At 37.6% G+C, this 26,743-nt stretch carries 21 protein-coding genes; 7 read left to right on the top strand and 14 right to left on the bottom strand.

Going from position 1 to position 26,743, the window contains the following annotated elements; genetic code table 11:
- Positions 1-30: 30 nt before the first annotated feature.
- Genes pyrR through AB3217_RS05805 form a run of 3 tightly spaced genes read left to right on the top strand, consistent with a single transcriptional unit; the run spans position 31 to position 4,132 of the window.
- Positions 31-567: a bifunctional pyr operon transcriptional regulator/uracil phosphoribosyltransferase PyrR gene (gene pyrR / locus AB3217_RS05815; RefSeq protein WP_057782356.1), complete on the top strand. Its 537-nt coding sequence runs from the start codon at positions 31-33 to the stop codon at positions 565-567.
- 18 nt (positions 568-585) lie between these two features.
- Positions 586-1,668, top strand: coding sequence for a carbamoyl phosphate synthase small subunit (locus AB3217_RS05810; protein WP_367365793.1), 1,083 nt, complete (start codon positions 586-588; stop codon positions 1,666-1,668).
- Position 1,669: 1 nt separating this feature from the next.
- Positions 1,670-4,132 carry a carbamoyl-phosphate synthase large subunit gene (locus tag AB3217_RS05805; protein WP_367365792.1) on the top strand — a complete coding sequence of 821 codons (2,463 nt, stop codon included), beginning with the start codon at positions 1,670-1,672 and terminating at the stop codon, positions 4,130-4,132.
- A 56-nt stretch (positions 4,133-4,188) separates the two neighbouring features.
- On the opposite strand, the gene AB3217_RS05800 is transcribed toward AB3217_RS05805, so the two are convergent.
- Positions 4,189-5,886, bottom strand: a complete 1,698-nt coding sequence (locus tag AB3217_RS05800; RefSeq protein ID WP_068807245.1) for an NFACT RNA binding domain-containing protein — start codon at positions 5,884-5,886, stop codon at positions 4,189-4,191.
- Positions 5,887-6,088: 202 nt separating this feature from the next.
- Here AB3217_RS05800 and AB3217_RS05795 point away from each other — a divergent pair, with 202 nt between their 5' ends.
- On the top strand, positions 6,089-6,952 hold the full coding sequence (locus AB3217_RS05795; RefSeq protein WP_057782348.1) for a DegV family protein: 864 nt from the start codon (positions 6,089-6,091) through the stop codon (positions 6,950-6,952).
- Positions 6,953-7,172: 220 nt separating this feature from the next.
- Positions 7,173-8,858, top strand: coding sequence for a ribonuclease J1 (locus AB3217_RS05790; protein ID WP_057782346.1), 1,686 nt, complete (start codon positions 7,173-7,175; stop codon positions 8,856-8,858).
- A 106-nt stretch (positions 8,859-8,964) separates the two neighbouring features.
- Here the strand turns inward: AB3217_RS05790 and AB3217_RS05785 are convergent, their stop codons facing one another.
- Together AB3217_RS05785 and AB3217_RS05780 are read right to left on the bottom strand one after the other, a co-directional pair.
- Complete coding sequence (locus AB3217_RS05785; RefSeq protein ID WP_232310845.1) at positions 8,965-9,846, bottom strand: IS3 family transposase; 882 nt, start codon at positions 9,844-9,846, stop codon at positions 8,965-8,967.
- On the bottom strand, positions 9,843-10,379 hold the full coding sequence (locus AB3217_RS05780) for a helix-turn-helix domain-containing protein (RefSeq protein ID WP_057785073.1): 537 nt from the start codon (positions 10,377-10,379) through the stop codon (positions 9,843-9,845). The genes AB3217_RS05785 and AB3217_RS05780 overlap by 4 nt, the downstream gene beginning before the upstream one ends.
- A gap of 244 nt (positions 10,380-10,623) precedes the next feature.
- Here AB3217_RS05780 and AB3217_RS05775 point away from each other — a divergent pair, with 244 nt between their 5' ends.
- Positions 10,624-11,655 carry a hypothetical protein gene (locus AB3217_RS05775; protein ID WP_367365791.1) on the top strand — a complete coding sequence of 344 codons (1,032 nt, stop codon included), beginning with the start codon at positions 10,624-10,626 and terminating at the stop codon, positions 11,653-11,655.
- A 180-nt stretch (positions 11,656-11,835) separates the two neighbouring features.
- Here the strand turns inward: AB3217_RS05775 and msrB are convergent, their stop codons facing one another.
- From msrB to parE, 5 genes are all read right to left on the bottom strand, one after another.
- Positions 11,836-12,264 carry a peptide-methionine (R)-S-oxide reductase MsrB gene (gene msrB / locus AB3217_RS05770; protein WP_367365790.1) on the bottom strand — a complete coding sequence of 143 codons (429 nt, stop codon included), beginning with the start codon at positions 12,262-12,264 and terminating at the stop codon, positions 11,836-11,838.
- A 174-nt stretch (positions 12,265-12,438) separates the two neighbouring features.
- Positions 12,439-13,365 carry a manganese-dependent inorganic pyrophosphatase gene (locus AB3217_RS05765; protein WP_068808279.1) on the bottom strand — a complete coding sequence of 309 codons (927 nt, stop codon included), beginning with the start codon at positions 13,363-13,365 and terminating at the stop codon, positions 12,439-12,441.
- A gap of 17 nt (positions 13,366-13,382) precedes the next feature.
- Positions 13,383-14,360, bottom strand: coding sequence for a LysR substrate-binding domain-containing protein (locus AB3217_RS05760; RefSeq protein ID WP_367365789.1), 978 nt, complete (start codon positions 14,358-14,360; stop codon positions 13,383-13,385).
- Positions 14,361-14,489: 129 nt separating this feature from the next.
- A complete protein-coding gene (gene parC, locus AB3217_RS05755; protein WP_260267546.1) occupies positions 14,490-16,955 on the bottom strand; it encodes a DNA topoisomerase IV subunit A in 2,466 nt (821 codons plus the stop codon).
- A 17-nt stretch (positions 16,956-16,972) separates the two neighbouring features.
- A complete protein-coding gene (parE, locus tag AB3217_RS05750; protein ID WP_057782333.1) occupies positions 16,973-18,973 on the bottom strand; it encodes a DNA topoisomerase IV subunit B in 2,001 nt (666 codons plus the stop codon).
- A 181-nt stretch (positions 18,974-19,154) separates the two neighbouring features.
- Here parE and plsY point away from each other — a divergent pair, with 181 nt between their 5' ends.
- Positions 19,155-19,757 carry a glycerol-3-phosphate 1-O-acyltransferase PlsY gene (gene plsY / locus AB3217_RS05745; RefSeq protein ID WP_057782425.1) on the top strand — a complete coding sequence of 201 codons (603 nt, stop codon included), beginning with the start codon at positions 19,155-19,157 and terminating at the stop codon, positions 19,755-19,757.
- A 49-nt stretch (positions 19,758-19,806) separates the two neighbouring features.
- Here the strand turns inward: plsY and AB3217_RS05740 are convergent, their stop codons facing one another.
- From AB3217_RS05740 to dprA, 6 genes are all read right to left on the bottom strand, one after another.
- Positions 19,807-20,685, bottom strand: a complete 879-nt coding sequence (locus AB3217_RS05740) for an aldose 1-epimerase family protein (RefSeq protein WP_367365788.1) — start codon at positions 20,683-20,685, stop codon at positions 19,807-19,809.
- Positions 20,686-20,705: 20 nt separating this feature from the next.
- Positions 20,706-22,127 (bottom strand): ATP-dependent protease ATPase subunit HslU, encoded by a 1,422-nt coding sequence (gene hslU, locus AB3217_RS05735; protein WP_057782328.1) that lies wholly within the window; start codon positions 22,125-22,127, stop codon positions 20,706-20,708.
- 12 nt (positions 22,128-22,139) lie between these two features.
- The gene (gene hslV / locus AB3217_RS05730) at positions 22,140-22,682 is read right to left on the bottom strand and encodes an ATP-dependent protease subunit HslV (RefSeq protein WP_057782326.1); all 543 of its coding nucleotides are present in this window, start codon (positions 22,680-22,682) and stop codon (positions 22,140-22,142) included.
- Positions 22,683-22,699: 17 nt separating this feature from the next.
- The gene (gene xerC, locus AB3217_RS05725) at positions 22,700-23,608 is read right to left on the bottom strand and encodes a tyrosine recombinase XerC (protein ID WP_057782324.1); all 909 of its coding nucleotides are present in this window, start codon (positions 23,606-23,608) and stop codon (positions 22,700-22,702) included.
- Between the two features lie 90 nt (positions 23,609-23,698).
- Complete coding sequence (topA, locus tag AB3217_RS05720) at positions 23,699-25,774, bottom strand: type I DNA topoisomerase (RefSeq protein WP_057782322.1); 2,076 nt, start codon at positions 25,772-25,774, stop codon at positions 23,699-23,701.
- 66 nt (positions 25,775-25,840) lie between these two features.
- Positions 25,841-26,731, bottom strand: a complete 891-nt coding sequence (dprA, locus tag AB3217_RS05715) for a DNA-processing protein DprA (protein ID WP_068804843.1) — start codon at positions 26,729-26,731, stop codon at positions 25,841-25,843.
- Between the last annotated feature and the right edge of the window lie 12 nt (positions 26,732-26,743).

The following is a 26,743-nucleotide window of genomic DNA, read 5'->3' as shown; positions in this document are numbered from 1 at the left end:
GCCTTTATTTTAGAAAGGAAGTTGGCTGCTTTGGAAAAAGAAATCATGGACACAATGGCGATGAAGCGTGCTTTGACACGAATTACATATGAAATTATTGAGCGTAATCGTGGTGTAGAGGATTTGGTCATTATTGGAATTAAAACACGGGGAGTTTTTTTGGCTCAGCGAATCGCGGAGAGACTAAAACAACTTGAAAATGTCGAAGTACCAGTTGGCGAGTTGAACGTCACAGCTTATCGCGACGATATTCATCAATTAGATAGTGACCCAAATTTACCTGGGAAACCACATTTTGAATTTAGTTTGGAAGGAAAAAAAGTTATCTTGGTAGATGACGTATTATATACTGGACGGACAATTCGAGCGGCAATGGATGCCATTATGGATATAGGTCGACCTAAACGAATTAATTTAGCGATTTTGGTAGACAGGGGACATCGGGAACTACCAATCCGAGCAGATTTTGTTGGCAAAAACATCCCGACTGCGCAGAATGAAAAAATTGAAGTTTCCGTTTCTGAAATTGATGAAGAAGATTCAGTTAAGATTGTTAATGGCAAATAGTTAAATGAGGTGAGGACCGTGAGTGAGCGATATTTAATTTTAGACGATGGCACGGTCTATCGTGGTCAGGCTTTTGGATCGCCAGCAACTACTTTTGGAGAAGTTGTTTTTAATACAAGTGCAACTGGGTATCAACAAATTATTACGAACCAAATCTATCACAATCAAATTATTGTTTTTTCTCAGCCTTCAATTGGGGGTTATGGGATTGATCGGGCTAGTTACGAATCAATTGAACCTACATGTAAAGGTGTTATTGTCCGCGATGTCGCTGATGTTTCAACTAATCGTCAACGAAGACTTTCATTAGATGAATTTTTAAAAATTCAAAACATCCCCGGTATTAGTGGCATTGATACACGAGCGTTGATTCACAAGTTGCGAGCCAAAGGGACCGTTAAGGGGAGCATTGTTGATCCGGTTAAGGACTTAGCTCATGCATTTGATCAATTGAATGCGATTGTGTTGACTAATCAACAAGTTAGCCAGGTTTCAACTCCAAAGGCGTACCCTAACCCAGGAACCGGGTTGAACGTGGTGGTAGTTGATTTAGGTCTAAAACATGGAATATTGCGGCAATTAAGTCAACGAAATTGCAATGTGACTGTACTACCATATTCTTGTACTGCTGAACAGATTTTTGATCTAGACCCTGATGGTGTTATTTTATCAACAGGTCCTGGTAGTCCGACTGACTTACCAAAATCATTGACAGATATGATTGCAGAGGTGGAACAGCGGATTCCGCTCTTTGCTATTGGGTTAGGACATGAACTATTTGCGATGGCCAACGGGGCAAAGGTTAAGCCATTACAATTTGAGCATCATGGCGATAATCATCCGATTTTATCAATCATTACAGATGAAATATTTTATGCATCACAAGGACAGGGGTATACAGTTGATCGTGAGTCGATTAATCGCGATAAAATGTTGACTACCCACATTGATTTAGTTGATCAATCTGTTCAAGGATTAAGGCATCGGGACTTTCCTGATTTTAGTGTGCAGTTTTTTCCTGATGGTGCGCCTGGGCCATTGGAAAGTTCAGAATTATTTGATGAATTCATCGAAATCATGACTACTCGAATGGAGCGGTAAAATGGCACGAACAAAGTTGCAAAAAATAGTAATTATTGGGTCTGGCCCAAATGAAATTGGTATGGATACTGAACTTGAAACAGCAACCTTACAAACTATTCAAGAACTTCACAAGGCTGGCAAGGAAGTTACGTTTGTCAGTAATAATGCTAATTCAGTTGCGGGAGACTATTTAGATCCGGAGCACTTTATAATTAGTAATTTGGATGCCAATTCTTTAATTACAATTCTTAGAAATAATGAATTTGATGGTTTAATACCAACACTAGGTGGAACGCCTATTTTTCAATTACTTCACCAACTTGATGAGGCTGGAATCTTTAATCAATTAAATATTCGTGTTTTGGGGGTTAGCTTAAAGACTATTGCAAATACGCAAAATCCAGAGGCATTGAATCGTATTTTACAGAATATTCATGAACCTTATATTCCAACTAATATTTTAAGTAATACAAATGAGGTTTTAAAATTTGTGCGACGAATTGGTTATCCTGTAATCGTTAAACCTGTCGCTGCCATAACCAATAACAACAGAATGAGATGCGAAAATGAGCATCAGCTGAAACAAATGCTTGCGTCCACATTTAGAATTTCAACCACTCATCAAGTTGCGGTTGAGAAAAGCATTGTCGGGTTTAAAGAAATTGAAATGACCGTTATTCGAGACAATGAAAATACAAGAATGCTTATTTGTGCTGCCGAAGATTTTAATCCAGTTGGTGTTCATGCAGGAGACTCAATTGTCTTCACGCCGACTCAGACTCTTACAGATCAAGAATTTCAGGCGATTCGATCCTCAGCTTTAAGGATTGTACAAGAATTCAAGATTCGCGGAATTTGTCATATTCAATTTGCTTTAAATCAGAGTACAGGTAATTATTATGTGATTCGGGTAAACCCTTATTTTGATCGCACAACGGCATTTGCTGCTCGGGCGACTGGATACCCGGTTGCGTTAGTTTGCACACAAATTAGTTTTGGTAGAAATTTAAGGAGTATCACAATTCCAGGCCTGAGGCAGCATGATTCCTTGGCTTTAATTGAGCCAACATTGGATCACATTGCAGTCCGTTTTCCAACTTTTTCTTTTGCTAGTTTTGCTAATGCTAATCAGGAGCTAAATACGCGAATGAAATCAACTGGATCGGTAATTGCTTTTGGGAGAAGTACTGAAGAAGCGACCTTGAAAGCGATTCGATCAGTTGATTCGACAACTACCTCTGAGCAAGCGGCTCTGGATGAATCAAGGCTAAACGAAGGTCAATTAATCAATGTTTTAGTACATCCCACAGCAGGAGAAGTTTTTTATTTACTGGAAGCCATTCGGCGGGGATATCAGGTAGAGGAATTGGCAGAACTCACAAAAATAGATGCTTTTTATTTCTACAAATTGATTCATATTGTTCAAATTGAAAAAAAGTTACGTAAACATCCTTTTGACGTTGATGTTTTGCGCAATGCTAAATATTATGGATATGGCGATTCTCAAATTGCACAATTGTGGAAATGTTCTGACAAAAAAGTGCGTGATTTCCGTGAGACAAATCAAATTCGACCAACGTTTAAGGGGATTGAGCCCACGGCGGGAGAATTTCCTTATAATAATCGTAGTTATTACACAACTTTTGAAACAGAAAATGAATCACAAATTAGTGAAAAGCCTAAAGTGTTTATTTTGGGTACGGCTAATAATCAAGTTGGTACGAATGCGGCAGCTGAATATGTGACGGTGCATACAATTCAAGCTTGCCAAAAATTAGGGTTTGAAACTATCTTGATTAATAATAATCCAAGTGCAATTTCAATTTTACCAAGGTTAGCTGACAAACTGTATTTAGAACCGTTAACTGTTGAAAACTGCTTAAATATTATGAATAGTGAACAACCGGATTTTGTAATTGCACAAGGAAAGTGGCAAATTGTTACGGACTTGGAAACAGCTGGTGTTAAAATTACCCAACTACCATTATCCCGAACTTCGCGGGCAGAGAATGTAGAATCAAATTATTTAGTTGTGGCTGAAAAGATGGAAGAAAAACAACGAAATTTAGGCTGTTTTGACACTGCGGAAGATGCAAGTTTGCATTTTCCTTCTTCAGCAAAGAAACAGATTTCTAATAAACTGCAACACATATCTCTAAGTGAGCTCAGCAAACAAGAGGATGGCATCTATTCAGTTATGTTTAAACAGGAGGGGAGTCACCTTATCGTTACAGGAACGATTCCGTTGGCAATTCAGGATATTCCCTTTATGACCTACGCTTTAAACTATGATATTGTGGCGGACATGGTTAAATTAATTCTGAAACGCTCAAATTGCGAATCACCACTTAAGTTAACTAGTCAAAATGTGCATCTAAAACTAGAACACGTTTTTCCGTACAATCAATTACAGATTCCCGAGCCACAGAATCCACCGTTTTCGTTGGCAATTGGAGCCAGAATTACAAGCACAAAGTTATAAATTCATACAAAAAAAGGATGCTACGACTCGTTTTGTCGTAGCATCCTTTTTGCTAATTAAACTTGTCTTAACTGATTGACTAACTGTTCATCAGGATCCACAATCAGGGTACTTTGGCCTTCATAAATAACTAGTCCAGGTTTGGCACCATTCGGCTTATGCACGCGTTTAACAGCCACATAGTCAACAGGAACGTGTGCGGACTGTTGTGCTTTGGAAAAGTAGGCAGCTAAAGTGGCGGCTTCAGTGAGTGTTTGGTCGGTCGGGTTAGCGTCATGAATAATCACGTGTGACCCTGGAATCTTCTGAGTATGCAACCAAATATCCGTTTTCTTAGCCGTTTTCAAAGTCAAACGATCATTTTGAGTATCATTTTTACCGACAGAAATTTGAGTGCCATCTGTAGCATGGAAGGTTTCTGGTTTACTAGCTCTTGATCGTTTTTGTTTTCGTTTCTTTTGATTAACCTTTAAATAACCCTCTTTTTCTAGTTCTTCTCGAATTTCATCTAGGTCTTGAGGATTTGCCAGTTCAATTTGCGTCATAATATTGTCCAAATAATCAATCTCTTGATGCGTTTTTGTGAGTTGTTCAGAAACATAATGAACAGCATTTTTTGCCTTTTGATATTTTTTGAAATACTTTTGCGCATTTTGTGAGGGTGAAATCTGGTTAGAAAGAGAAATCTTAATATCTTGATTGTTATCGTAATAGTTAGGAAGGGTGATTTCTGTCATTCCTCGTTTAACCTGATTAAGATAAGTGGTTAAAATTTCTCCCTTGATTTTGTAAACATCGGCTTGTTCAGAACTAGCCAAAGTTTGGTTAAGTTTTTTTAATTTAGTTCGATTCTTCTTTAAATCATTTTTGACAACATGCACTAAATTGCCAGCTTTTTGAATGACTCGATCATGTTGAGCCTTCGCTACGTAAAATGCATCCAGTAAGTCACTTAAGGTAGTAAAGTTTTGCTGCGTGCCTTCTAAAGTTGCATATGGAAAAGCAGTAAAACTAGATTTTTGCTTTTTAGTTGTCATAACAGGATTTGGTTGATCGAATTTTTCGAAAAAGTCATCAAACGCGCTTGATTCGTTGTGTTGATGCAAATAATTAGCTAATTCAAGGCTGGTATTTTTATCTAATCCTTGATAAATGCGATGCAGTTCAGTAGCCAAAACCTCCTGGTTAGGGAAGTCACTCAGCGCTTTAGCATATGCCTTTGTTTCATCAGTAAAGGGATTTAACTTGTCTTGACTGGGTGGTGTGATGTATGTGGCTCCTGGAAGTAACAAACGATAACGATTCTGGTCAGCATTAATGTGCTTAATTGTGTCTAAAATAACCTTTGTCGTGTTATTAAGTAAGACGATGTTACTTCTGCGGCCCATAATTTCGACTGCCAGCAGAAGTTCCTCAATATCACCTAATTCATTTCGTTTTGAAAATGAAAAATTGACAATCCGATCATTCTCAACCTGCTGAATACCATTTAAGATGGCACCATCCAAGTATTTTCTTAGCATCATAGCAAAATTAGTTGGGACAGCAGGGTTGGCATAAGGAATTTTTGTAATTTGCACTCGCGCATAATTTGGGTGAGCAGAGAGTAAAACGGGATAATTTTTTCGATTGGCCCGGAATGTAATAATTACTTCATTTTCGTAAGGTTGGTGTATTTTTGTAATTCGACCACTTTTTAATAAATCATTTAATTCATGAACCATTGCGTGTGTAAAAGAACCATCAAAGGACATAATGAAACCTACTTTCTTCTCGAATAGACTGTTAACTTCTAGTATACCAGTGTCTCCAGAAAATGTGATAAACTAAGTTTCAAACAGAGAGATCTAAAGTTCTTAAATCTAGAATTTTAAATAGAGCAAGACAATTTTTGAAAATTTATAAAAATATGCTATCATGGAAATATTAATTTTAAAAGTAGAAGTTGGTGTACACATGAAAACGGCCATTGTAACAGATAGTACCTGTTACTTATCAGCAAGAGAAATATCAGATAATAATATTACCATCGTACCAATTCCCGTAGTGATTGATGGGAAAAGTTATGATGAAGGCGTTGACATTACTAATGAAGAGTTTTATAAAAAACTAAAAACTTCGGGTTCTTTTCCAAGCACAACTCAGCCCCCACTAGGCAAAATGATTGAGTTGTATAAGCAGTTACGTGATGAAGGTTATGAAAATGTCATTAGTATTCACCTAGCAAGCACGATTTCAGGATTTGTAAGTAGTTTGGACTCTATTAAAAATGAGATAGAAGGCTTAAATGTTTACGTATATGATTCTGAAATCACGGTGCGTTTGATGGGATCACTCGTGTTAGAAGCTGCCAGGATGGCACGTGAGGGGCAAGAACCAGCCTCGATTTTAGAACGCCTCAATCAACTACGTTCCACTTTTGGGGAATATTTCATCGTTGATGATTTGCAGAACCTTGTTCGTGGGGGACGATTGTCAAATGCTTCAGCGTTTATCGGAGGATTGTTAAAAATTAAACCGATTTTGACTTTCAACGATGCTCACGAAATCGTAGCCTTTGAAAAAGTTCGTTCTACTAAAAAGGCCTTGGCCAGGGTAGAAGAATTATTTGCAAAGAGTAAAGAAAATCTAGATTACCCAATTCGAGCAATTATTATTCATGCAAACGATGAACCTGCCGCGTTAAAGTGGCAGGAAAAATTGCAAACCAAGTATCCAGACTTGCCAATTGATATTAGTTATTTTGGCCCAGTTATTGGAGCCCATTTAGGTGAAAAAGCACTTGCTTTGGCCTGGTTAGAGGATTATACAAAACAGTAAACTAAAATAAGACGCAAGCATATTGGCTTGCGTCTTATTTTATTACTATTCTATAAAAGGCTTGGTACTTTTGTTGTGAACTGAAGGGGAATGTGATAAGGTTAATTTAATACAATCGGAATGGTGAGAGTTGTTTGCCATGAAAAAAATTATTATGATCGTAAAAACACTGATGCCTTTCAAATGGGTTATTAGGGTTTATTAAAAGAAGGAGTTTTTTATGCGTAAATTAAAAGTTAAAAATAATGAAGTGGCTGTCTATGCCGTTGGTGGTTTAGGCGAAATTGGTAAAAATATGTATTGTGTGCAATATCAAGATGAAATCGTAATCATTGACTGTGGAATTAAGTTTCCCGAAGATGAACTTCTAGGTGTTGACTATATTATCCCTGATTATCAGTTTTTGATTGAAAATCAAAAGAAAATTAAAGCGTTGGTAATCACTCATGGACATGAGGATCATATCGGTGGAATTCCATTTTTCCTTCAAAAACTAAACGTGCCAATTTGGGCAGGTCCTTTTGCTTCGGAATTAATTAAGGGTAAGCTAAAAGAGCATAATTTGTTGCGGACAACTGAATTACATGAACTACAGGAAGATACCGTTTTAAAATTCAGAAAACTTTCCGTTTCATTTTTCCGGACAACGCACTCAATTCCTGACACTTTGGGAATTTCTGTTCATACCCCTCAAGGAACTATTGTGCAAACAGGAGACTTCAAATTTGATTTAACGCCAGTGGGGGATTTACCTTCACCAAATTTCCAGAAAATGGCTGCTATTGGCGTTAAAGATTCTTTGTTGTTAATGTCAGATAGTACTAATGCAGAACGACCAACTTTCACTAAATCTGAGCGTTTTGTAGAACAAAGTATTAAACGTATTTTTACTGAAATTCAAGGTCGAATTATTTTTGCAACGTTTGCTTCTAATGTTTATCGGGTTCGAGAAGCTTGCGAGGCTGCTTTGGCTCAGGGACGTAAAATTGCTATCTTTGGACGTAGTATGGAAAATGCGATTGAGGCCGGTCAAAAACTGGGTTATTTGAATATTCCAGAGGAATCATTAGTAGATGCACAAGAATTAAATAATTTACCGGCAAATAAATTAATGATTTTATGTACCGGATCCCAAGGAGAACCAATGGCTGCTTTGAGTCGAATTGCCAATGGAACTCATCGTCAAATTAGTTTGCAACCAGATGATACAGTTGTCTTTTCTAGTAATCCAATTCCAGGAAATACCGTTAGCGTCAATAATTTAATCAATAAATTAGACGAGGCGGGCGTTACCGTCATTCATGGTAAAGTTAATAATATTCATACTTCTGGACATGGTGGTCAAGAAGATCAGAAGTTGATGTTACGCTTGATTAAGCCCAAGTTCTTTATGCCTTGTCATGGAGAATATAGAATGCAAATGATTCATACGAAGCTTGCGGAACAGACTGGTATTCCAGAAGAAAATTGTTTCATTATGAAAAATGGTGATGTTTTGGCTTTAACCCGTGATAGCGCCAGAATTGCGGATCATTTCAGTGCTGGTGACGTTTACTTGAATGATGCTGATATTAATGATAATGTTAGTTCCCAAATTTTGAGTGATCGGACCATTTTAGCTAGTGAAGGGGTTGTCACTGCAGTTGCCACAATTAATATCAAAAAACATCGTATAACTGCAGGTCCAGATACAATATCTCGTGGATTTATTTACATGCGCGAATCAAACGAATTGATTCACGATACAAATAAGGCAGCTTTCCGTTCTTTACTAAATACAATGAAGGAAAAAGCGCATCCAACAGAAAAAGACTTTAGCACAAACATTATTGATGATCTTCAGGAGTTCTTATATCAAAAGACTGAACGAAGCCCAATGATTGTGCCAATGCTAATTTTTGAATAATATGTGTGTAACAGGCCATTGCCATTATGCGCCGGCAAACAAATCTTCAGATTTGAGCAATAAACTTACTCAGCATTGAAGTGAACCCTTAAAATTGGACAAATTGTTAAGCTGCTTTTTGAACGGCGAGTTCTCGGTATTTTACCGGGGGCTTGCCGTTTAATTTTGTTTTGATACGACGGTTGTTATAGAAGTCTATCCAATCTTTCATTGCTTGAATTAGGCTAGTTTTATCTTCAAAATGTTCATCCATCATTTCTGCTTTCATAATATGAAAGAATGACTCCATTACTGCATTATCAAGGCAAGTCGCTTTACGAGACATACTTTGGAATGCATGATGTTCTTTCAAGAGCGTTCGCCATTGGCGATGTTGATACTGAAAGCCTTGGTCAGTATGAACTGTTGTCCGATAATTTAGTGCCGGAAGTCCTTCTAAAGCTTCTTTGAGCGGTTTAATGGCGAATTCAACTGTTGGATGTTCACTTATATTAAATGCTAAAATTTCTCCAGAGAATAAATCTAGTACCGGTTCCAAATAAACGCGTTCATTTGTTCCCATAGATCCATATCGAAATTCACTGACGTCTGCTACAAGTTTTTGATAGGGTCTGTCGGTCTTAAAGCGACGCTTTAACCGATTAGGGGCAATCCTACCAACTAATCCTTTATACGAGTTATATTTACGAGTTTGGCGATTAAAGGCATGACATATCCAGGCATGTTCTTGCATAATACGTAAAACCCGCTTGTGATTTATCTGAAATCCTAAATCATGCAGAGCACTTGTAATTCGACGGTACCCGTACTTCTTTGTGTATTTTAAATCTTGTTGTCGAATTTCATCAATTGCTTGAATAACTTGATCGTCATTGAATTTTCGACCTTCATGATTTCGAGTGTAGTAATACGTGCTACGCGGTATTTTAATTACTTTGAGAATCAATTTAATTGATACTTGGAATATTTGCCTCAACTCAGTCGCTATTTTCGAGATTTCCTTTGTGCTGATTTTTTCCGAGCTAAGGCTTCTAATTTTTTTAAGTATTCATTCTCAATCTTCAACATTTGATTCTCTTTTTGGAGTTGCTTTAAAGTATCTTTTGTTGTTGAGTTGTCCTTTTGGACAACTGGTTTAGCGTTCTCATTCTTGTGTTTTGCCATATTTTTCGAGTTGCCTCGCTTTCGCTCAAGCCCTTTAATTCCTAATGTCTCAAATCGCTTTTCCCATTGCCAAATTGTACTTGGCGAGGATAAATTAAAGTGTAAGGCGGTTACTGGAAGTGAGGCCTGATTTTGTTTCCTCCAGTTTAATACATCAACTTTAAACTGACTAGTGTATTCTAAGTCCATGGCTTTTGGCTGAAGTCCTTTAATACCAAATCTTTCAAATCGCTGAATCCAAATTGAAACGGTAGCCTTGCTGCCAATCCCATACTTTCTCGCTAGTGAATAAGCTGCCTGACCACTTAAATACTCGGTGACAATCTTAACTTTAAAATCGAAATTAAATTTACTCATAAATGAAACCCCCAAAATTGGATTTTTCTGTCCAACCTTGGGGGTTCACTTTACATTTGGAGGTTTTTTGTTTGAACCGATTAATTGTATTTTTTATGAATAATTGAGGTTCATACTGGTTGTTCAATTCAAAAAATGTTAAATTGAAACTATAAGTTTAACTGCATATTTAATTTATTAAGTTAGGAAGATGATGACGATTAATAACAACAATAATAATGATTGGTCTGTTCCAACCTCAAGAATGGACCGTTTAAAAGCAAAAGAACAACAAAAAGAAGAAAAAAAACAAAAAAAACGTGCCCCCAAACCACCACGTGGACCGCAACCTAATAAACCAAAAAAACTTAAAAACAAGTCCGGAAAGTCAAAAAAATGGCTTTGGATAGTTGGTATTTTGATTGTATTAATAGGAGCAATTGTTTTCTTCGTCAGAAGATCTAGTGGGAATCAGGCTCAAGCTAACGCTGAAAAGATCGTTCAACAAAGCTTTAATAGTGATCGTGATAATATTACGGATACTGCTACGCGAGCTCAAATGGTTGAATTGGCAGCTGATGCTAAGCAGGTACGTAATAATACAGAGGCTAACCAGTATAGCCAATTGGCAAGTCTTGGGAAAAGTGCAGTTGCTTTTCGCCAGAGAGTTGAAAACTTGAAGAGTGGTAATACGTATAAAACTTCTACAACAGGAACCAAGGTTAGCAACTTATTACAGGATTTGAAATCATCTAGTTTTGAATCAGATTTTTCTGGGTTCTATAGTGAGTATAATAAGAAGTTAAGTGCACTCGAAACAAAGGCTAAGGCTGTTAGTAAGTTGCATAAACAGACCAATAATTTATTCAAAAATGGTAAAAGTGGTTCCTTAGCGGCTTCGGTCACAAATACTAAGTTGAATAATCTGTTAGACAAGTTAAATAAGTATCCCAACTTTGAATTAGCAAATAAAGATTTAACTAGAGTTGAAAAAGCTGTTAAAACTTATAAAAAGAAACAAGCTAGTGCTGCAGCGTCAATAGCATCTTCAGCTGCTGCAGTTAGCTCATCAAGTTACAGTAGCTATAGTTATAGTAGCTACAGTAGTAGTTATCCTGAAAGTAGTAGTTCGTATTCTAGTTATAGCAGTTCATCTAATGGTAACAGCAGTAGTTACAATAGTAGTTCAAAGGCAAGCTCAACTAATAGTTCTGCTTCTTCACATAGTAGTTCAACAACTAGTGCCAGCAAATCATCTTCTGCAAGTAGTAAGACATCTAGTTCAAGCAATCGATAAGCATCGTGTAATAAAAATGGATCTTCCTTTTGGAAGATCCATTTTTTGTGTAATTAAATTTAAGAAGTGGGATAGAGGAGGTTGCGGGTGAAAATCAGTTTATTTTTAATTTTACGTTCTAGTTTACATAATATATATTATTCAAAGTAGTCTTAAAACTATTCTTTGATCTATTTCAAACTAAGAAAGTAATTTTGTATATTCACCATAACCATTATCTTTCATTTGATCTTTTGGAATGAATTTAAGTGCGGCTGAATTAATACAATATCTTAAGCCACCTTTGTCATGTGGACCATCAGTAAAAACATGGCCCAAATGTGAACTAGCTTTTGCACTTTTAACTTCTGTACGTTCCATACCAAACGATGAATCTCGATGTTCTTTAGTCACAGATTTATCTATCGGTTTCGTAAATGACGGCCAACCACAACCAGCATCATATTTATCCGTTGATGAAAATAAGGGTTCGCCACTCACGATATCAACATAAATGCCTTCTTTGTAAAAATTATCGTATTTTCCACTAAATGGCGCTTCTGTGGCGGCGTGCTGTGTCACTTCGTATGCTTCCCTGGATAACTGTTGCTTCAAATCTTTTTCAGTCATGTGTGTTCCTCCTTGAACGTAAGTTAATTGGGCTAAATTAGTATAGTTTAAATTTTGTCACAAGGCAACTGAGAAGACTCGCAAAATAGTTAATGGCATGTATTATATGTGCAAAAATAAGACCTACTCAAGCTATTGCTAGCTACGAGCAGATCTTACAAACGATAAGTTTAATTAATCAAAAGCTTTAGTTAATGGTGGCACAACTTGCTTCTTACGGGAAACAACACCGGGTAGATTCATACGATGATTACTAAATTTAGTACCAAATGCTTGTTCAACGACGTCTGTACCCTCACCTAATGCCAGAAGTTCAGAGTCACTAGTAAGCACGTTTGTTGCAAGGAGTAAGAAGAGATCGTAAGACTTGTCAGCCATTAAATCAGTCATGGTGGTCTCTAACTCAGCTTGACGCTTGAAAACATCGTTTAAATCAACGGCATTTACCTGGCCAATACGAACAGTTTTTCCACCCATGTCAAAGGACTTAGCATCGCCTTCAAGAATATCAGTTGCACTACGATCGTTAACGTCACTACCAGCTTTTAGCATTTCGATACCATAAGCTTCATAGTCATCAATACCAGCAATTTTTGCTAGTGCAGGAACAGCATTCCGTTCGTCGTCCGTTGTTGTTGGTGACTTCAAGAGTAATGTATCAGAAATAATTGAAGAAAGCATTAAACCCGCGATGTTGCTAGGAATTTCGACATTATTTTCTAAATACATTTTGTAAATGATTGTACTGCAACAACCAATTGGTTCTGCTCGGTAAAATAATGGTTGTGCAGATGAGAAATTAATTTTGTGGTGGTCAATAACACTTGTTACCGTTACATCTGCCAAATCGTCAACACTTTGAATTGCCTCATTATGGTCAACAAGGACAACTGAATCAACTTCTGGTTTAGCTTTAGTAATCACACGTGGTGCTTTGACGTTAAAGCGATTCAAAACAAAGTTGGTTTCGTTGTTTGTTTTGCCGAGAGCAACAGCTTCGACTTCATCACCTAACTTGTTGGCAAGGTAAGCATATTCGATGGCACAACTGATGGCGTCTGTATCTGGATTTTTATGACCAAAAACTAATTCTTTACTCATGATTAAAAAGAACTCCTTTAAATTTTTTGTTTATTTTGATTACCAATCATTTTACGTAAACGTTCCGTGTAACTTTCTTCATTTAAATAGTCGTCAAATGCGGCCAAAAATGAACTGATTCGGGGAATTTCATCTTTATCTTTTCTAAATACAAAGCTTAAGTCAAAATTGATTGCCGGATCAAATCTTGCCATCCAAGTATTATCTGATACTGGATGAGAAATGACGTATGACGCTGGCAATGCTTTGTTAACCCCTGTAGTTTCAGCAAAGCGTCGAATCTGATCCGGCGTTGTGAAACGAGCAACACTCTTAGGCACGTCCACTAACTGATTCTTATAGGATTCACGTAAAACACCATCTAAATAGTAACCATCGGGATAAGTAACCCAATTAGCGTTCAAAGTATCTCTTAACTTGATTTTCTTTTGTTTTGCCAATTTTTCATCATGATGGATGAACAGTAAATCTTCGTTAAGAATTTTACGCGATTCGTAAGGTTTCCAATTCTTAATGCTATCATCCGGCAAATACATAATCGCCAAATCAATTCGGTTGTTTTCCAAACGTTCCCAAATTTCTTTTCGGGTTAACGTATAAAAAGTAATCATAACATCCGGTTGTTTTTCATAATATTTAGTGATGAAGTCTTCAAAAACACGGGATTCGATTGAAGCCGACATTCCAATATTAATTTCACCTTTTGTCGGTGAAGTAGATTGTTGAATTTCATCAGTTGCCTGATTCAAAACTTCATTGATATTATGAGTGGCCTTTAGCATTGTGTAGCCTGCATCGGATAAACGCAATTTTTTACCAACTGAGTAAAATAATGGTGCTCCAACCGTGTGTTCCAACTTCTTAATTTGTTGTGTTAAAGCAGGTTGAGTAATGCCTAAAATTTGAGCAGCTTGTGTGTAGTTCATAGTATCGGCCAGCTGAAGGAAATAAGTTAAAGTCTTAGATGAAAAAATAGTTTCTTGTTTTGATTTCATTCCGTTTCTCCTTTAGTTTTTATGATTATAACCAACTTTCAATAATAACTATAATTATTCTAATGGTTAAACGTGATTTTTTCAAGAATTTTGTCGTCTAAAACTGGTAAGTTAAGTGTAAATTAATATTTAATGTTCGGATGTTGGTGTTACGACGGGCATTTGTTTAAGGTTCATAGAAACTGGTTCTCCCTCTGATTCAGTGTCAATAACGAAGGAACCATTGGAATATCGTGCACTAAGCGGATGTTCGGCTGCAATAATATCGTGAATCGTGCCACGGGTTGTCAAAATTTCCAGTACAGCACTCTCATTTAGTTTTATAAAATCAACCACACGATGTGGATTGTTTTTCAGCTCTCGGAGAACCAAAACGCCACGCCGGGCCCGACTAGTAACTGGAATCTCTTTAACAGCCATTCTTTTGAATGCTCCGCGCTGCGTGATCAAGCCAACTTGATCGACGTCTGACACAAGTTGCACATTGGTAACTTCATCATCACGCAGATCCATTGATTTTACACCGGCCGCTCGTGCACCAATGCTTGGAATTTCGGCTAAATCATAACGTAGACCGTAACCTTTTTTAGAAATCAGCATAACAGTTTGCTCGATGGCTTTTGGAATAAATGAAATATTGATCACAATTGTTTCTGGTTGTTTTAATTTAATGAAAGCTGCCGCATGTTTTTTATAATTTCGACCTGGCGTCAGGTCAGAAAACTCTGTGCGTTTAATGTAGCCGTCACTGGTTGCAATAAGAAATTCACCAGTTTCTTTAAGTGAATGGAACGCAAAAGTTTTAATGATCCGTTCGTCATCACCCAGGCCAATGGTTTGTGAAATATGTTCACCAGTATCCTTCCACTTCGAATCGGTTAATTCATGTACGGGACGAGAAATCAGATTTCCTTTATTTGTAAACATCATTAGATGATCTAAAGTGCTTAATTGCTTTAAGAAGATTGGATAATCTTCATCTTTGAGACCATTATCGTCACCAGAAGCGTTGTAGGAACGCAGTGAACTTCGCTTTAAATATCCATCATGACTAACAAGGACCATAACTTGTTCTTCGGGCACAACGACCTTACGATCAATTTTAATTTCCTCAATTTCATTCTGAATTTCAGTTAGGCGTGGTGACCCATATTCTTTTTTTACACTGGTTAATTCAGAGCGCAAAACTTTAGCCAATGCGGCATCACTATTCAGAATTTCATTGTATTCGGCAATATGGTTATCCAGATCGGCTGATTCGGCCTCCAAAGCGGTCACATCTGTATTTGTTAATCGGTAAAGTTGTAAGGAAACAATTGCCTCTGCTTGTTCATCAGTAAAACGATATTTTTGAACTAAGTTATTCTTGGCGTCTTTCTTATCTTTACTACCACGAATTGTGGCAATAACTTTATCAAGAATGGAAAGAGCTTTGATCAGGCCAGCAACAATATGTTGCCGTTTTTGAGCTTTATTCAAACTAAACCGCGTGCGTTTGGTAATAACTTCTTTTTGAAAACTTAGGTAAGCCTGTAAAAATGCTTTTAACCCAAGTCTTTCTGGACGTTTATGGTTAATTGCAACCATGTTAAAGTTGTAAGAAATTTGCAAATCTGTATTTTTAAAAAGGTAATTTAAAATTCCGTTTGCGTCAGCCTCTCGTTTGAGTTCGATTGCAATTGATAATCCCTTTCGATCGGACTCATCACGAACTTCAACAATGCCATCTACTCTTTTTAAAATTCGAATTTCATCAATTTTTTTAACTAACTGAGCTTTATTAACCTCATAAGGAATCTCAGACACTTCAATTTGAGATTTACCGCCTCGAAGTGGTTTGATTTGGGCCCTAGAACGAACGACAATCCGTCCCTTACCAGTCTGATAAGCTTTTTTTATGCCATCCAATCCTTGAATAATACCAGCAGTTGGAAAATCAGGGCCCTTTACAAAGTCCATTAATTTTTCGAGTGAGGCATCAGGATGCTTTAATAGATACAATAAGGCGTCGATGACTTCGTTTAAATTGTGCGGGGGAATATCAGTTGCATAACCTGCAGAAATCCCTGTAGCCCCATTAACAAGCAAATTAGGGAAACGGCTTGGTAAAACAGTTGGTTCATATTCAGTATCATCAAAATTCAATACAAAATCAACGGTTTCTTTGTCAATATCCTTCAACATTTCACTTGAAATCTTACTTAAACGTGCTTCTGTATATCGCATAGCGGCTGGCGGATCATTATCAATTGAACCGTTATTTCCGTGCATTTCAATTAATGGAGCGCGGAGTTTCCAATTTTGACTCATTCGGACTAAGGCTTCATAGATAGAACTGTCTCCATGGGGATGAAAATTACCCATGACATTACCAACTGATTTTGCCGATTTTCGGAAACCCTTATCATAAGTATTGCCATCTTGATTCATGGCATATAAAATTCGACGTTGAACGGGTTTTAGACCATCTCGCACATCAGGCAACGCCCGTTCTTGAATGATGTACTTGGAATAACGACCAAATCGATCACCCATGACATCTTCTAAAGTAAGTTCTTGAATTTTATTGGTGTTTTCATTCTTTGAGTTAGGCACATTGTCCCCTCCTTTCATTATTTTTCATCGTCTTCATCAAATTCACCTTCATGAGCGACATTAACGGCCTCATTGTCTAAAATGCTTCCTTCTTCTTCAAGTGAGAACTCAACATTTTTTTCAATCCAATTTCTTCGCGGCTCAACCTTATCACCCATCAAAGTTGTCACACGACGCTCAGCTAAGGCAGCGTCATCAATTCTAACGCGGACCAGAGTCCTAGTTTCAGGATTCATAGTTGTTTCCCAAAGTTGATCGGCATTCATTTCACCAAGTCCCTTGTACCGTTGCAAAGCAAAACCACGACCAATTTCTTTGGAGGCCTTATCTAGTTCTTCATCAGTCCAAGCATAGACAGTTTGGAGCTTTTTCCCCTTTCCCTTTTGTAAGCGATAAAGAGGGGGTAAAGCAATATAAATATGACCCTGATCAATCATAGGACGCATATATTTATAGAAGAAAGTCAATAATAAGATTTGGATGTGGGCACCATCAGTATCAGCATCAGTCATAATAATGATTTTGTCATAGTTACGATCTTTAATATTAAACTCAGCTCCAACCCCAGCACCAATTGTGTATATCATGGTACTGATTTCCTCATTTTTCATCACATCGTCTAATTTAGCTTTTTCTGTATTCAAGACTTTTCCACGAAGCGGTAGAATCGCTTGAAATTTACGATCTCGGCCCTGTTTGGCACTACCACCGGCAGAATCACCTTCCACCAAGAAAAGCTCGTTACGGGCTGCATTTTTTGACTGTGCGGGAGTTAATTTACCTGATAGTAATCGATCAGTCTTTTTACGTTTCTTGCCACTACGCGTCGCATCACGTGCTTTTCGGGCGGCCTCTCTTGCTTCACGAGCTTTTAAAGATTTACGAACTAACATTTGTGCAAATTCGCCGTTTTCCATTAAGTAAAAAAGTAACTGTTCATTCACCACATTGTCCACGATGGTTCGCGCTTCGGGGGTTCCTAATTTTTCTTTTGTCTGACCTTCAAATTCGAGAATTTTTTCAGGAATTCTAAGTGAAATGACCGCAGACAATCCTTCACGAACATCACTACCCTCGAGATTTTTGTCTTTTTCTTTCAAAAGACCAACTTTTCGAGCATATTCGTTGAAAGCTTTGGTCCACCCAGAGCGCATACCAACTTCGTGAGTACCACCATCTTTAGTTCGCACATTATTAACGAATGACAACACGTTTTCTGAATAACCATCGTTATATTGGGCTGCAATTTCAACTTCTACGCCTTCTTTGGAACCGTCAAAATAAAGAACATCGCCTAAGGTATCCTTATCTTCATTTAGATAAGTTACAAATTCTTTGATCCCCTCTTCATATAAGAACGTTTGGGTTTGTTCTTGATTTTCACGCTCATCTGTTAAAGTAATTTTGACGCCTTTTAATAGAAAAGCAGATTCCCGCAAGCGTTCAGATAACGTGTTGAAATTAAACACGGTAGTTGTAAAAATTTGTTTGTCAGGCTTAAAAGTCACAACAGTTCCGTTAGCCTGTTTGGTTTTACCAATTTTCTTTAAAGAGCCAACCGGATGACCACCATTTTTAAATTCTTCACGGTATTTTTTGCCTTCACGTACAATTTCGACAGTGAGATATTCGGATAAGGCATTTACAACACTGGCACCCACACCATGGAGACCACCAGAGGTTTTATAACCGCCTTGTCCAAATTTACCACCGGCATGAAGGACTGTGAAGATAACTTCAACGGTAGGGATACCGGAAGAATGCATACCAACTGGCATTCCTCGGCCATTATCTGTAACAGTTAAACTATTATCTTTATGAATTGTGACATTGATTTCTTTTCCAAAACCAGCAAGCGCCTCATCTACGGCGTTATCAACGATTTCATAGACTAGATGGTGCAATCCCCTTGAATCGGTTGAACCGATATACATACCAGGACGCTTCCGCACGGCTTCTAACCCATGTAGAACTTGAATTGAGGAATCATTGTATTCTGCTGAACTACGTTTACTCATCTCAAATACCCTTTCTGCTTATAGTCCCTATTATCATACCTTATTTAAAAAAATCTGAAAATACTAACTTACTTAATATAACATACGCTAAAACAAACGTTGGAATTGAATTTCAAACATGCTAAAATTATACTTGATTCTCAATTGAAAAGAGGGCAAATTCTTGCTTAAAATTATTGCAATGTTAATCATCGCCTACCTGCTTGGATCGATTCCTTCCGGTGTGATGATTGGGAAAAAGTTTTTCAATGTTGATATTCGCCAATCGGGTAGCGGCAACATTGGTACAACTAATACCTTTCGGGTACTTGGTCCCAAAGCAGGGACTGTTGTCCTGTTGATGGACATTTTAAAAGGAACTTTGGCGGCTAGTCAACCTTATATTTTCCAGACCCCACATGTAAATCCGCTTCTAATTGGGCTGGCAGCAATTGTTGGTCATACATTTTCGATTTTTGATCGTTTCAAGGGTGGTAAAGCCGTTGCCACAAGTGCAGGAATTTTATTAGCTTATAATCCTCAATTTTTTATTATTGCTTGCGTAGTTTTTGCCAGCCTCGTCTACTTAACTAGTAGGGTGAGTGTTGCAAGCATGACGGCCATGATTATCATTAGTTTTTGGTCATTAGTTTATCACGATATTATATTAACATGTGTGGCCGTTGCCCTAACCTTCTTTATATTTTATCGGCATCGAGAAAATATTCAACGGTTAAAAAACGGAACTGAAAGTTTAATCCCATTTGGGTTTTGGTACAACTATACTAAAAAGAAAAATTCATAGAACGGAAAGAGGGTGTCACATTTGTGACACCCTCTTTCTTTTGACTCATCTAAAAGAAAGAAATTTCAAAACTTTGTGAAGCTTCACTTTGTGGTTTTAGATCATTCATTCCCATTTTTTCTTCTAACTTTCCGGTACTGTTAACACTGTCAGCAATGCCCCACCAAGGCTCGATACAGACAAAACTGCCTTCTGCAGGATAAGGAGACCACACCCCCACATAAGGCGCATTCTCGACCGTTAACGCGACGCCATGGTCATTCTTAGTGTTATCAAGCATAACTGTTGTTTCTGGATCATGGAGTTCAAGAATAATCGCATCTTCTTTGAAGGTTTCATGCGTTAATGGTAGTGACCTCGTAAAATCAATTGGAAATGCATTATCGGCATCATTTAAAGGTGCTTTTAATGGGATTTGCGAATAACTTTGTTTAGGTGCCACACTTAATTTCACATCTTCGAAAGTTTGGTCTGCACCAAGATTAGTATTAAAGCCTGGATGACCGCCAACTGAGAACAGCAGATGATTTTCGGCATCCGGATTGTAAACTCGGTAAGTTTCATGCAATTCATGATCCTTCAAATCAAAGCTAACAACTAACTCAAATTCAAATGGATACATTTTATGCGTTTTATCATTATCAATAAGCTTTAACGTAGCATGTGTGTCACTACTGTCAACCACCTCAAACACAGAATCACGAGCGAATCCATGCTGATGCATTTCATAGCTTGTGCCCTTATATTCGTAGTGATCGTCCTTTAAGCGACCAACGATTGGAAACAGAATTGGTGCATGTCTCCCCCAAATTTTTTTATCAGCGCGCCAAATGTACTCCAAATCATTTTCTAAAGATCTGACACTGGTTAACTCAGCGCCTAGTTCATTAATTTCCACCTGTAAATACTCATTCTTCAATGTAACCATATATTCAAACCCCGTTTACTTTATAAAATATATTGACTAAGATCCTTATTACCAGCAATATCACCAATTTTTTCTTCAACATAATGTTCAGTGATGGTGATATCACCCATTTCCATGTCAGCACCCTCATACAAGATATCTTCCAACAATTTTTCCAAAATTGTATGCAGACGGCGAGCACCGATGTTTTCGGTTTCATGGTTAACATTATAAGCGATTTCGGCAATTTTGTTAATGGCCTCAATGGTAAACGTCAATTTGATGTTGTCAGTTCCGATTAAAGCAATATACTGTTTGACTAAGGCATTATTGGGTTCGGTCAAGATTTTAACAAAATCTTCTTTAGTTAAATCATTTAATTCCACTCGAATTGGAAAACGTCCTTGGAGTTCGGCAATTAAATCACTTGGCTTGGAATCTTGAAAAGCTCCTGAACCAATAAACAAAATATGATCTGTGTTGATAACCCCGTACTTTGTGTTAATTTGTGAACCTTCAACAATTGGTAAAATATCTCTTTGAACGCCCTCCCGAGAAACTTCTCCAGAATTTTGTTGAGATTTCGCGATAATTTTATCAATTTCGTCAATAAAGACAATTCCTGTATTCTCTGCTCGTTTAATTGCATCATGATTAAGGTCACCATGGTTCACTAACTTGTCAGATTCTTCTTGAACTAAAATTTCCCGTGCTTCAGAGACTGGCATGGTTCGCTGAATGCGTTTCTTAGGCAACATCTGACCCAATGATTCACCAAGATCAATACCCATTTGTCCCATCATGTTATTCATGCCAGGGGTTTGTTGAGGATCATCCATTGCAATGGTGACTTCCTTATTTTCAAGCAACCCACGTTTTAGCTGTTCAGAAACAGAAAGACGCTGGTCACGTACTTCATCAGATATTTCTTCTGGTTGAGAAGTTAAATCTTCAGGAGTTTCACCACGCTGCATTTTTTCGACCATACTCATTAAATTTTGAAAATCAACGCCATTTTGCTTTTGATTTGTGTTTTGTTTTACAGCAGGAACCAAAAGTTTGACAAGGCGATTGTCAGCTTGTTTTTCAGCTTCGACGCGCACGTCTTTAAACTGGCTTTTTCGTTCCATGCGAACAGAAACGTCTACTAGATCTCGGATCATTGACTCCACATCACGGCCAACATAGCCCACTTCTGTGAACTTTGAAGCCTCAACTTTTACAAATGGGGCATCAACAATCTTTGCTAAACGTCGCGCAATTTCTGTTTTTCCGACACCAGTTGGTCCAATCATTAATAAGTTTTTCGGCGTAATATCTGTTTGCATTTCCGGAGAAAGCTGTAATCGGCGATATCGATTACGTAGTGCGATCGAAACAGCCTTTTTTGCTGCGTTTTGACCAATGACATACTCGTTAAGTTGACTGACAATTTGTTTCGGTGTTTTATCAATTTCGGCCATTTTTAAGTCCTCCTAAAATGATTCAGAAATAACATGATGGTTAGTGAAAATATCAATATCACCAGCCACATTAATTGAGGTTTCTGCAATTTCACGTGCTGATAACTGACTTGCATGCTTTTTGAGTGCTTTGGCAGAAGCGAGAGCAAAATTACCACCAGAACCGATGGCCAGAATTCCTTCATCTGGTTCAATAACTTCGCCACTTCCCGAAACAAGGTACATTTCGTCTTTGTTCATGACAATCAGCATTGCTTCCAGTTTTTGAAGGTTTTGGTCACTGCGCCAAGCTTGAGCAAGTTCCACAGAAGCACGTTGCAAGTTTCCAGAATATTCTGAAAGCTTTTTTTCAAATTTATCTTCTAGGTTAAAAGCATCTGCCACACTGCCGGCAAAACCAACAACAACCTCATTGTTGAAAATGCGCCGAATCTTTTTAGCAGTACCTTTCATAATGTATTTTTCACCCATTGTGACCTGACCATCACCGGCCATAGCATTCGTTCCATTATTATGAACAGCAATAATTGTTGTTGCTTCAAATTTTACTGGCATTGTTTTTCTTCCTTTCACTATTCATGTGTTGCTCGGGGAAAGTATTTACGGTAATTACTTTGTAAATTATCCGGTGTCACATGTGTGTAGATTTGAGTCGTTGATAAACTACTATGACCCAAAAGTTCTTGAACCGTACGTAAATCTGCCCCGTTATTTAACAGCTGCGTGGCAAATGTATGCCGCAACATATGGGGATGAATATGACTGGTTAAACTGCTTTGTTTAATGATTTGATTTAAAACATATTCGATTCCAGTTGAAGTAATGGGATCGCCATAATGATTCACGAAAACAAAATCATGTTGCTTGTGATACTTGACCATAAGCGGTTGACGACAGTTTTCTTGATAGGCCTTGAGCGCATTAAAACAGTACTGACCAAACGGGACGTAGCGTTCTTTATCACCTTTACCACGAATTAACATCATTTTTAAAACAAAATCGACATTTTTCCACTTAAGATTGGCACATTCGCTAACCCGAATTCCAGTCCCATACAAGACCTCTAATAAAGCACTATTTCGTAATGCCAAAGGTGATTCCGATTTGGCCGCCTTAAATAAAGCATCCATTTCTTTTTGATAGAAGAAACGGGGTAACTGATCCTGATGCTTTTTTAGCTTAATACCTGCAAACGGATTGTTAGTGACTAAATCATTTTTAGCCAAGAAATTATAAAAGGAACGCAAACTCGATAATTTTCGTGAAATGGTTGTGCGACTGTACTTACGATCAAATAAATCAGTCATAAAAACATTTACATCTAGATGATCAATTTCTTTGAATGGTTTCATACCGCCATTGTGTTCTAAAAACGAGCAGAATTCTTCCAAATCACTGTGATATGCCTTGATTGTGTCCTGTGAATATTGGCGTTCAACACGTAAATATTCTAAGAACAATTTGATGTCATCTTGCGCCATAATAAAACCTCCGTACACTTGCCACTTTAGCAAAATACGGAGGAAAACTCAATAACAAACCCTGCCGAACACTTAGAGTTTGCTAAATATTTATTTTTGAACTGCTTCTTCATAGTCGCCATTAGGACACACGATCTGCTTACCGCCCTTTACTTTCTTTTCAACTAAGAAATGACCATCTTTTGGACAGTCGCGTCCAATTGGTTTATCCCAAGAAACAAAGTCACAATCCGGATAACGAGAACAGCCATAGAAAATGCGTCCCCGCTTAGATTTTCGTTCAATGATTTGTCCCTTGTGGCATTTTGGACAAATAACACCGATTTCTTTAACAATTGCTTTTGTATTTCGACAGTCTGGAAATCGTGAGCAAGCAAAGAATTTACCGTAACGTCCCATCTTGACAACCATTGGTGAACCACAGACGTCACAATCAAATCCAGCTGGTTCATCTTTGATTTGAACAGACTCCATGTTTTCTTCAGCATGGGCAACTTCTTTAGAAAACGGCTTGTAAAATTCATCAACAACTTCAACCCAGTTTTCTTTACCTTCTTCAATACCATCAAGTTCACTTTCCAAATTTGCAGTAAACTTGATATTTACGATATCTGGGAAAAATTCAACAATAATCTTGTCAACAATTTCACCGAGTTCAGTTGGTTCAAAACGCCGGGCAACTAATTTTACATAATACCGCCGTTGAATTGTATCCAAGGTTGGTGCATAGGTTGAAGGACGACCAACACCGTTTTCTTCAAGCGCCTTGATTAAATTGGCTTCACTGTAACGAGCAGGTGGTTGCGTAAAATGTTGAGCAGGATCAGTTTTTGTTAATTTTACAGAGTCGCCTTCTTCTAAATCAGGAAGAATGTTATCTTTATCGGTTGCATTTTTATAAATCGTGGTAAAACCAGCAAACTTAGTTTTTGAACCATTAGCTCTAAAATTAACCTGATTTTGTTCTAAAGAAACGGACATGGTGTCCATAATTTCTGGCGTCATCTGACTGGCCATGAATCGGGACCAAATTAAACTATAGAGTCTGAATTGATCTTTGGAGAGATAAGATTTTAAATCCTCCGGGGTGCGCTTAACTGACGAAGGACGAATAGCTTCATGGGCATCTTGGGCCCCTTCTGGCATTTTCCCTTTACGAGGCTTTGTAGCCGCGTACTCAGCCCCATATTTTTCATGAATCAAAACAGAAGCTTCATGCTTCGCAATTGAAGAAATTCGAGTAGAGTCAGTACGCATATAGGTAATGAGTCCCACTGTGCCCTCTTTACCTATATTGATTCCTTCATACAGTTGTTGTGCTGCCATCATTGTTTTTCGAGTTCTAAAATTCAAACGGCGGTTAGCCTCTTGTTGCATAGAGGAAGTTGTAAATGGTGGTGCTGGGAATCGCTTCCGTTCTTTTTTAGTTACTTTAGTGATTTCAAATGGTTGTTTTTTATCAATCTTTTTTAAAACTTTTTGAACAGCATCATTGTCAGCCAAAGCTAATTTCTTATTTTTTTCACCATAAAAAGAAGCCTTAAACTTCTGCTTTCCCTTTTGGAATTCACTATCAATTGTCCAATATTCTTCTGGTTTGAAAGCTTTAATTTCATTTTCACGTTGAATGATTAAATTCAAAGCAATCGATTGAACACGACCAGCACTCAGACCCTTTTTCACTTTCTTCCATAGCAAGGGACTAATGGAATAGCCAACTAATCGATCTAAAACACGACGAGCTTGTTGAGCGTCAACTAAACTCATGTCAATTGATCGTGGTTCCTTAAATGCGTTTTTTACGGCGTCTTTTGTAATTTCATTAAAGACCACCCGGTTCTTATCTTTAGTATCCAATCCTAATAAATAGGATAGATGCCAAGCAATTGCCTCTCCTTCACGGTCAGGATCAGAAGCCAAATAAACTTTTTTTGCTTTTTTTGCTTCTGAACGCAAATTTTTGATCACGTCGCCTTTTCCGCGAATTGAAATGTAATGGGGCTCAAAGTCATTTTCAACATCGACACCCATTTTGCTTTTTGGTAAATCACGAATATGGCCTAAACTTGCGATAACTTTGTAGGTTCGACCTAAATATTTTTCAATCGTCTTTGCTTTTGAAGGAGATTCCACAATGACGAGTTTCTTTTTGGTTTTTGTAGCCATAACCAAACTCCTTTAACCTGATGTAGTTTGAAACTCTAAACGTTGCTAATTCCTAGTAATCGTATTTCATATTCTGTAATCTGTCAAATTAAACTCTTCTATTATATGCCCAGAATTTAGAACAGGTTTTGCTCCAGCAACGATTAATTCATTACAACCTACCGAAAGAACATCATCAATTTTGCCTGGAACCGCGAGTACATTTCGATTGTTCTGCAAGGCCAGGTTAGCCGTAATCAAGCTACCACTTCGCTGTTTGGCTTGAATAACGCATAATGTTTCGCAAAGGCCAGCGATAATTCGATTGCGTTCCACAAAGTGGTGTCTTTGCGGACCAGAGTCTAGTGGATACTCAGATAAAATTAATTGATTATTGGCCATATATTTTTGAAGTTTTATATTTTTCCTGGGGTAATAACGATTTAAACCCGTCCCAATAACACCAATTGTGTAACCGTGCTGGCGAAGAGCTTCTTTGTGTGACAAAGCATCAATACCATCAGCCAAACCGCTGATAACGGCAATATTTTGTTTGATGACATCTGGCAAAAGGATGTTTAAACTTTCCACACCATAATGATCAGCCAATCGAGCCCCCACGACACCTAATAATGGGAAGCGCAAAAGCTCCAATGTTCCCTGGTAGAAGAGAATCACTGGAGCCATATAAGATTCTTTTAATTGAATGGGATAATTATCGTCGCAAATTGCCAATATCTTGGTTTCAGTAAGATGCCGATTTATAGAATCTTGCAAACGATTTGAATTAAAATCGTTCATAAATTGCATGTGGTTTTGCTTACTAACAAATCCTAGTGCTGTGATATCGGTAGCCGATAATTCACAATTTTGGTCATTTTTATGATATAAATGCCACCAATTCCAAAACTTTGTTTCCCCATGACAGCCAATCCCTTTACATAAATGTAACTTTAATAAAAAATGCTTAATTTGCATATTTTTCACCTC

This window comes from Pediococcus parvulus (assembly GCF_964063155.1).
Taxonomy (GTDB): domain Bacteria; phylum Bacillota; class Bacilli; order Lactobacillales; family Lactobacillaceae; genus Pediococcus; species Pediococcus parvulus.
The sequence above is the reverse complement of the archived record's forward strand: the minus strand, read 5'-3'. Positions and strand labels throughout refer to the sequence as shown.

Excerpts from the sequence above, each read along its gene's own strand:
- AB3217_RS05805 (WP_367365792.1), top strand. The coding sequence starts at position 1,670 with ATGGCACGAACAAAGTTGCAAAAAATAGTAATTATTGGGTCTGGCCCA.
- AB3217_RS05800 (WP_068807245.1), bottom strand. The coding sequence starts at position 5,886 with ATGTCCTTTGATGGTTCTTTTACACACGCAATGGTTCATGAATTAAAT.
- AB3217_RS05795 (WP_057782348.1), top strand. The coding sequence starts at position 6,089 with ATGAAAACGGCCATTGTAACAGATAGTACCTGTTACTTATCAGCAAGA.
- AB3217_RS05790 (WP_057782346.1), top strand. The coding sequence starts at position 7,173 with ATGCGTAAATTAAAAGTTAAAAATAATGAAGTGGCTGTCTATGCCGTT.
- AB3217_RS05780 (WP_057785073.1), bottom strand. The coding sequence starts at position 10,379 with ATGAGTAAATTTAATTTCGATTTTAAAGTTAAGATTGTCACCGAGTAT.
- AB3217_RS05775 (WP_367365791.1), top strand. The coding sequence starts at position 10,624 with ATGGACCGTTTAAAAGCAAAAGAACAACAAAAAGAAGAAAAAAAACAA.
- msrB (WP_367365790.1), bottom strand. The coding sequence starts at position 12,264 with ATGACTGAAAAAGATTTGAAGCAACAGTTATCCAGGGAAGCATACGAA.
- AB3217_RS05765 (WP_068808279.1), bottom strand. The coding sequence starts at position 13,365 with ATGAGTAAAGAATTAGTTTTTGGTCATAAAAATCCAGATACAGACGCC.
- AB3217_RS05760 (WP_367365789.1), bottom strand. The coding sequence starts at position 14,360 with ATGAAATCAAAACAAGAAACTATTTTTTCATCTAAGACTTTAACTTAT.
- parE (WP_057782333.1), bottom strand. The coding sequence starts at position 18,973 with ATGAGTAAACGTAGTTCAGCAGAATACAATGATTCCTCAATTCAAGTT.
- plsY (WP_057782425.1), top strand. The coding sequence starts at position 19,155 with ATGTTAATCATCGCCTACCTGCTTGGATCGATTCCTTCCGGTGTGATG.
- AB3217_RS05740 (WP_367365788.1), bottom strand. The coding sequence starts at position 20,685 with ATGGTTACATTGAAGAATGAGTATTTACAGGTGGAAATTAATGAACTA.
- hslU (WP_057782328.1), bottom strand. The coding sequence starts at position 22,127 with ATGGCCGAAATTGATAAAACACCGAAACAAATTGTCAGTCAACTTAAC.
- hslV (WP_057782326.1), bottom strand. The coding sequence starts at position 22,682 with ATGCCAGTAAAATTTGAAGCAACAACAATTATTGCTGTTCATAATAAT.
- xerC (WP_057782324.1), bottom strand. The coding sequence starts at position 23,608 with ATGGCGCAAGATGACATCAAATTGTTCTTAGAATATTTACGTGTTGAA.
- topA (WP_057782322.1), bottom strand. The coding sequence starts at position 25,774 with ATGGCTACAAAAACCAAAAAGAAACTCGTCATTGTGGAATCTCCTTCA.
- dprA (WP_068804843.1), bottom strand. The coding sequence starts at position 26,731 with ATGCAAATTAAGCATTTTTTATTAAAGTTACATTTATGTAAAGGGATT.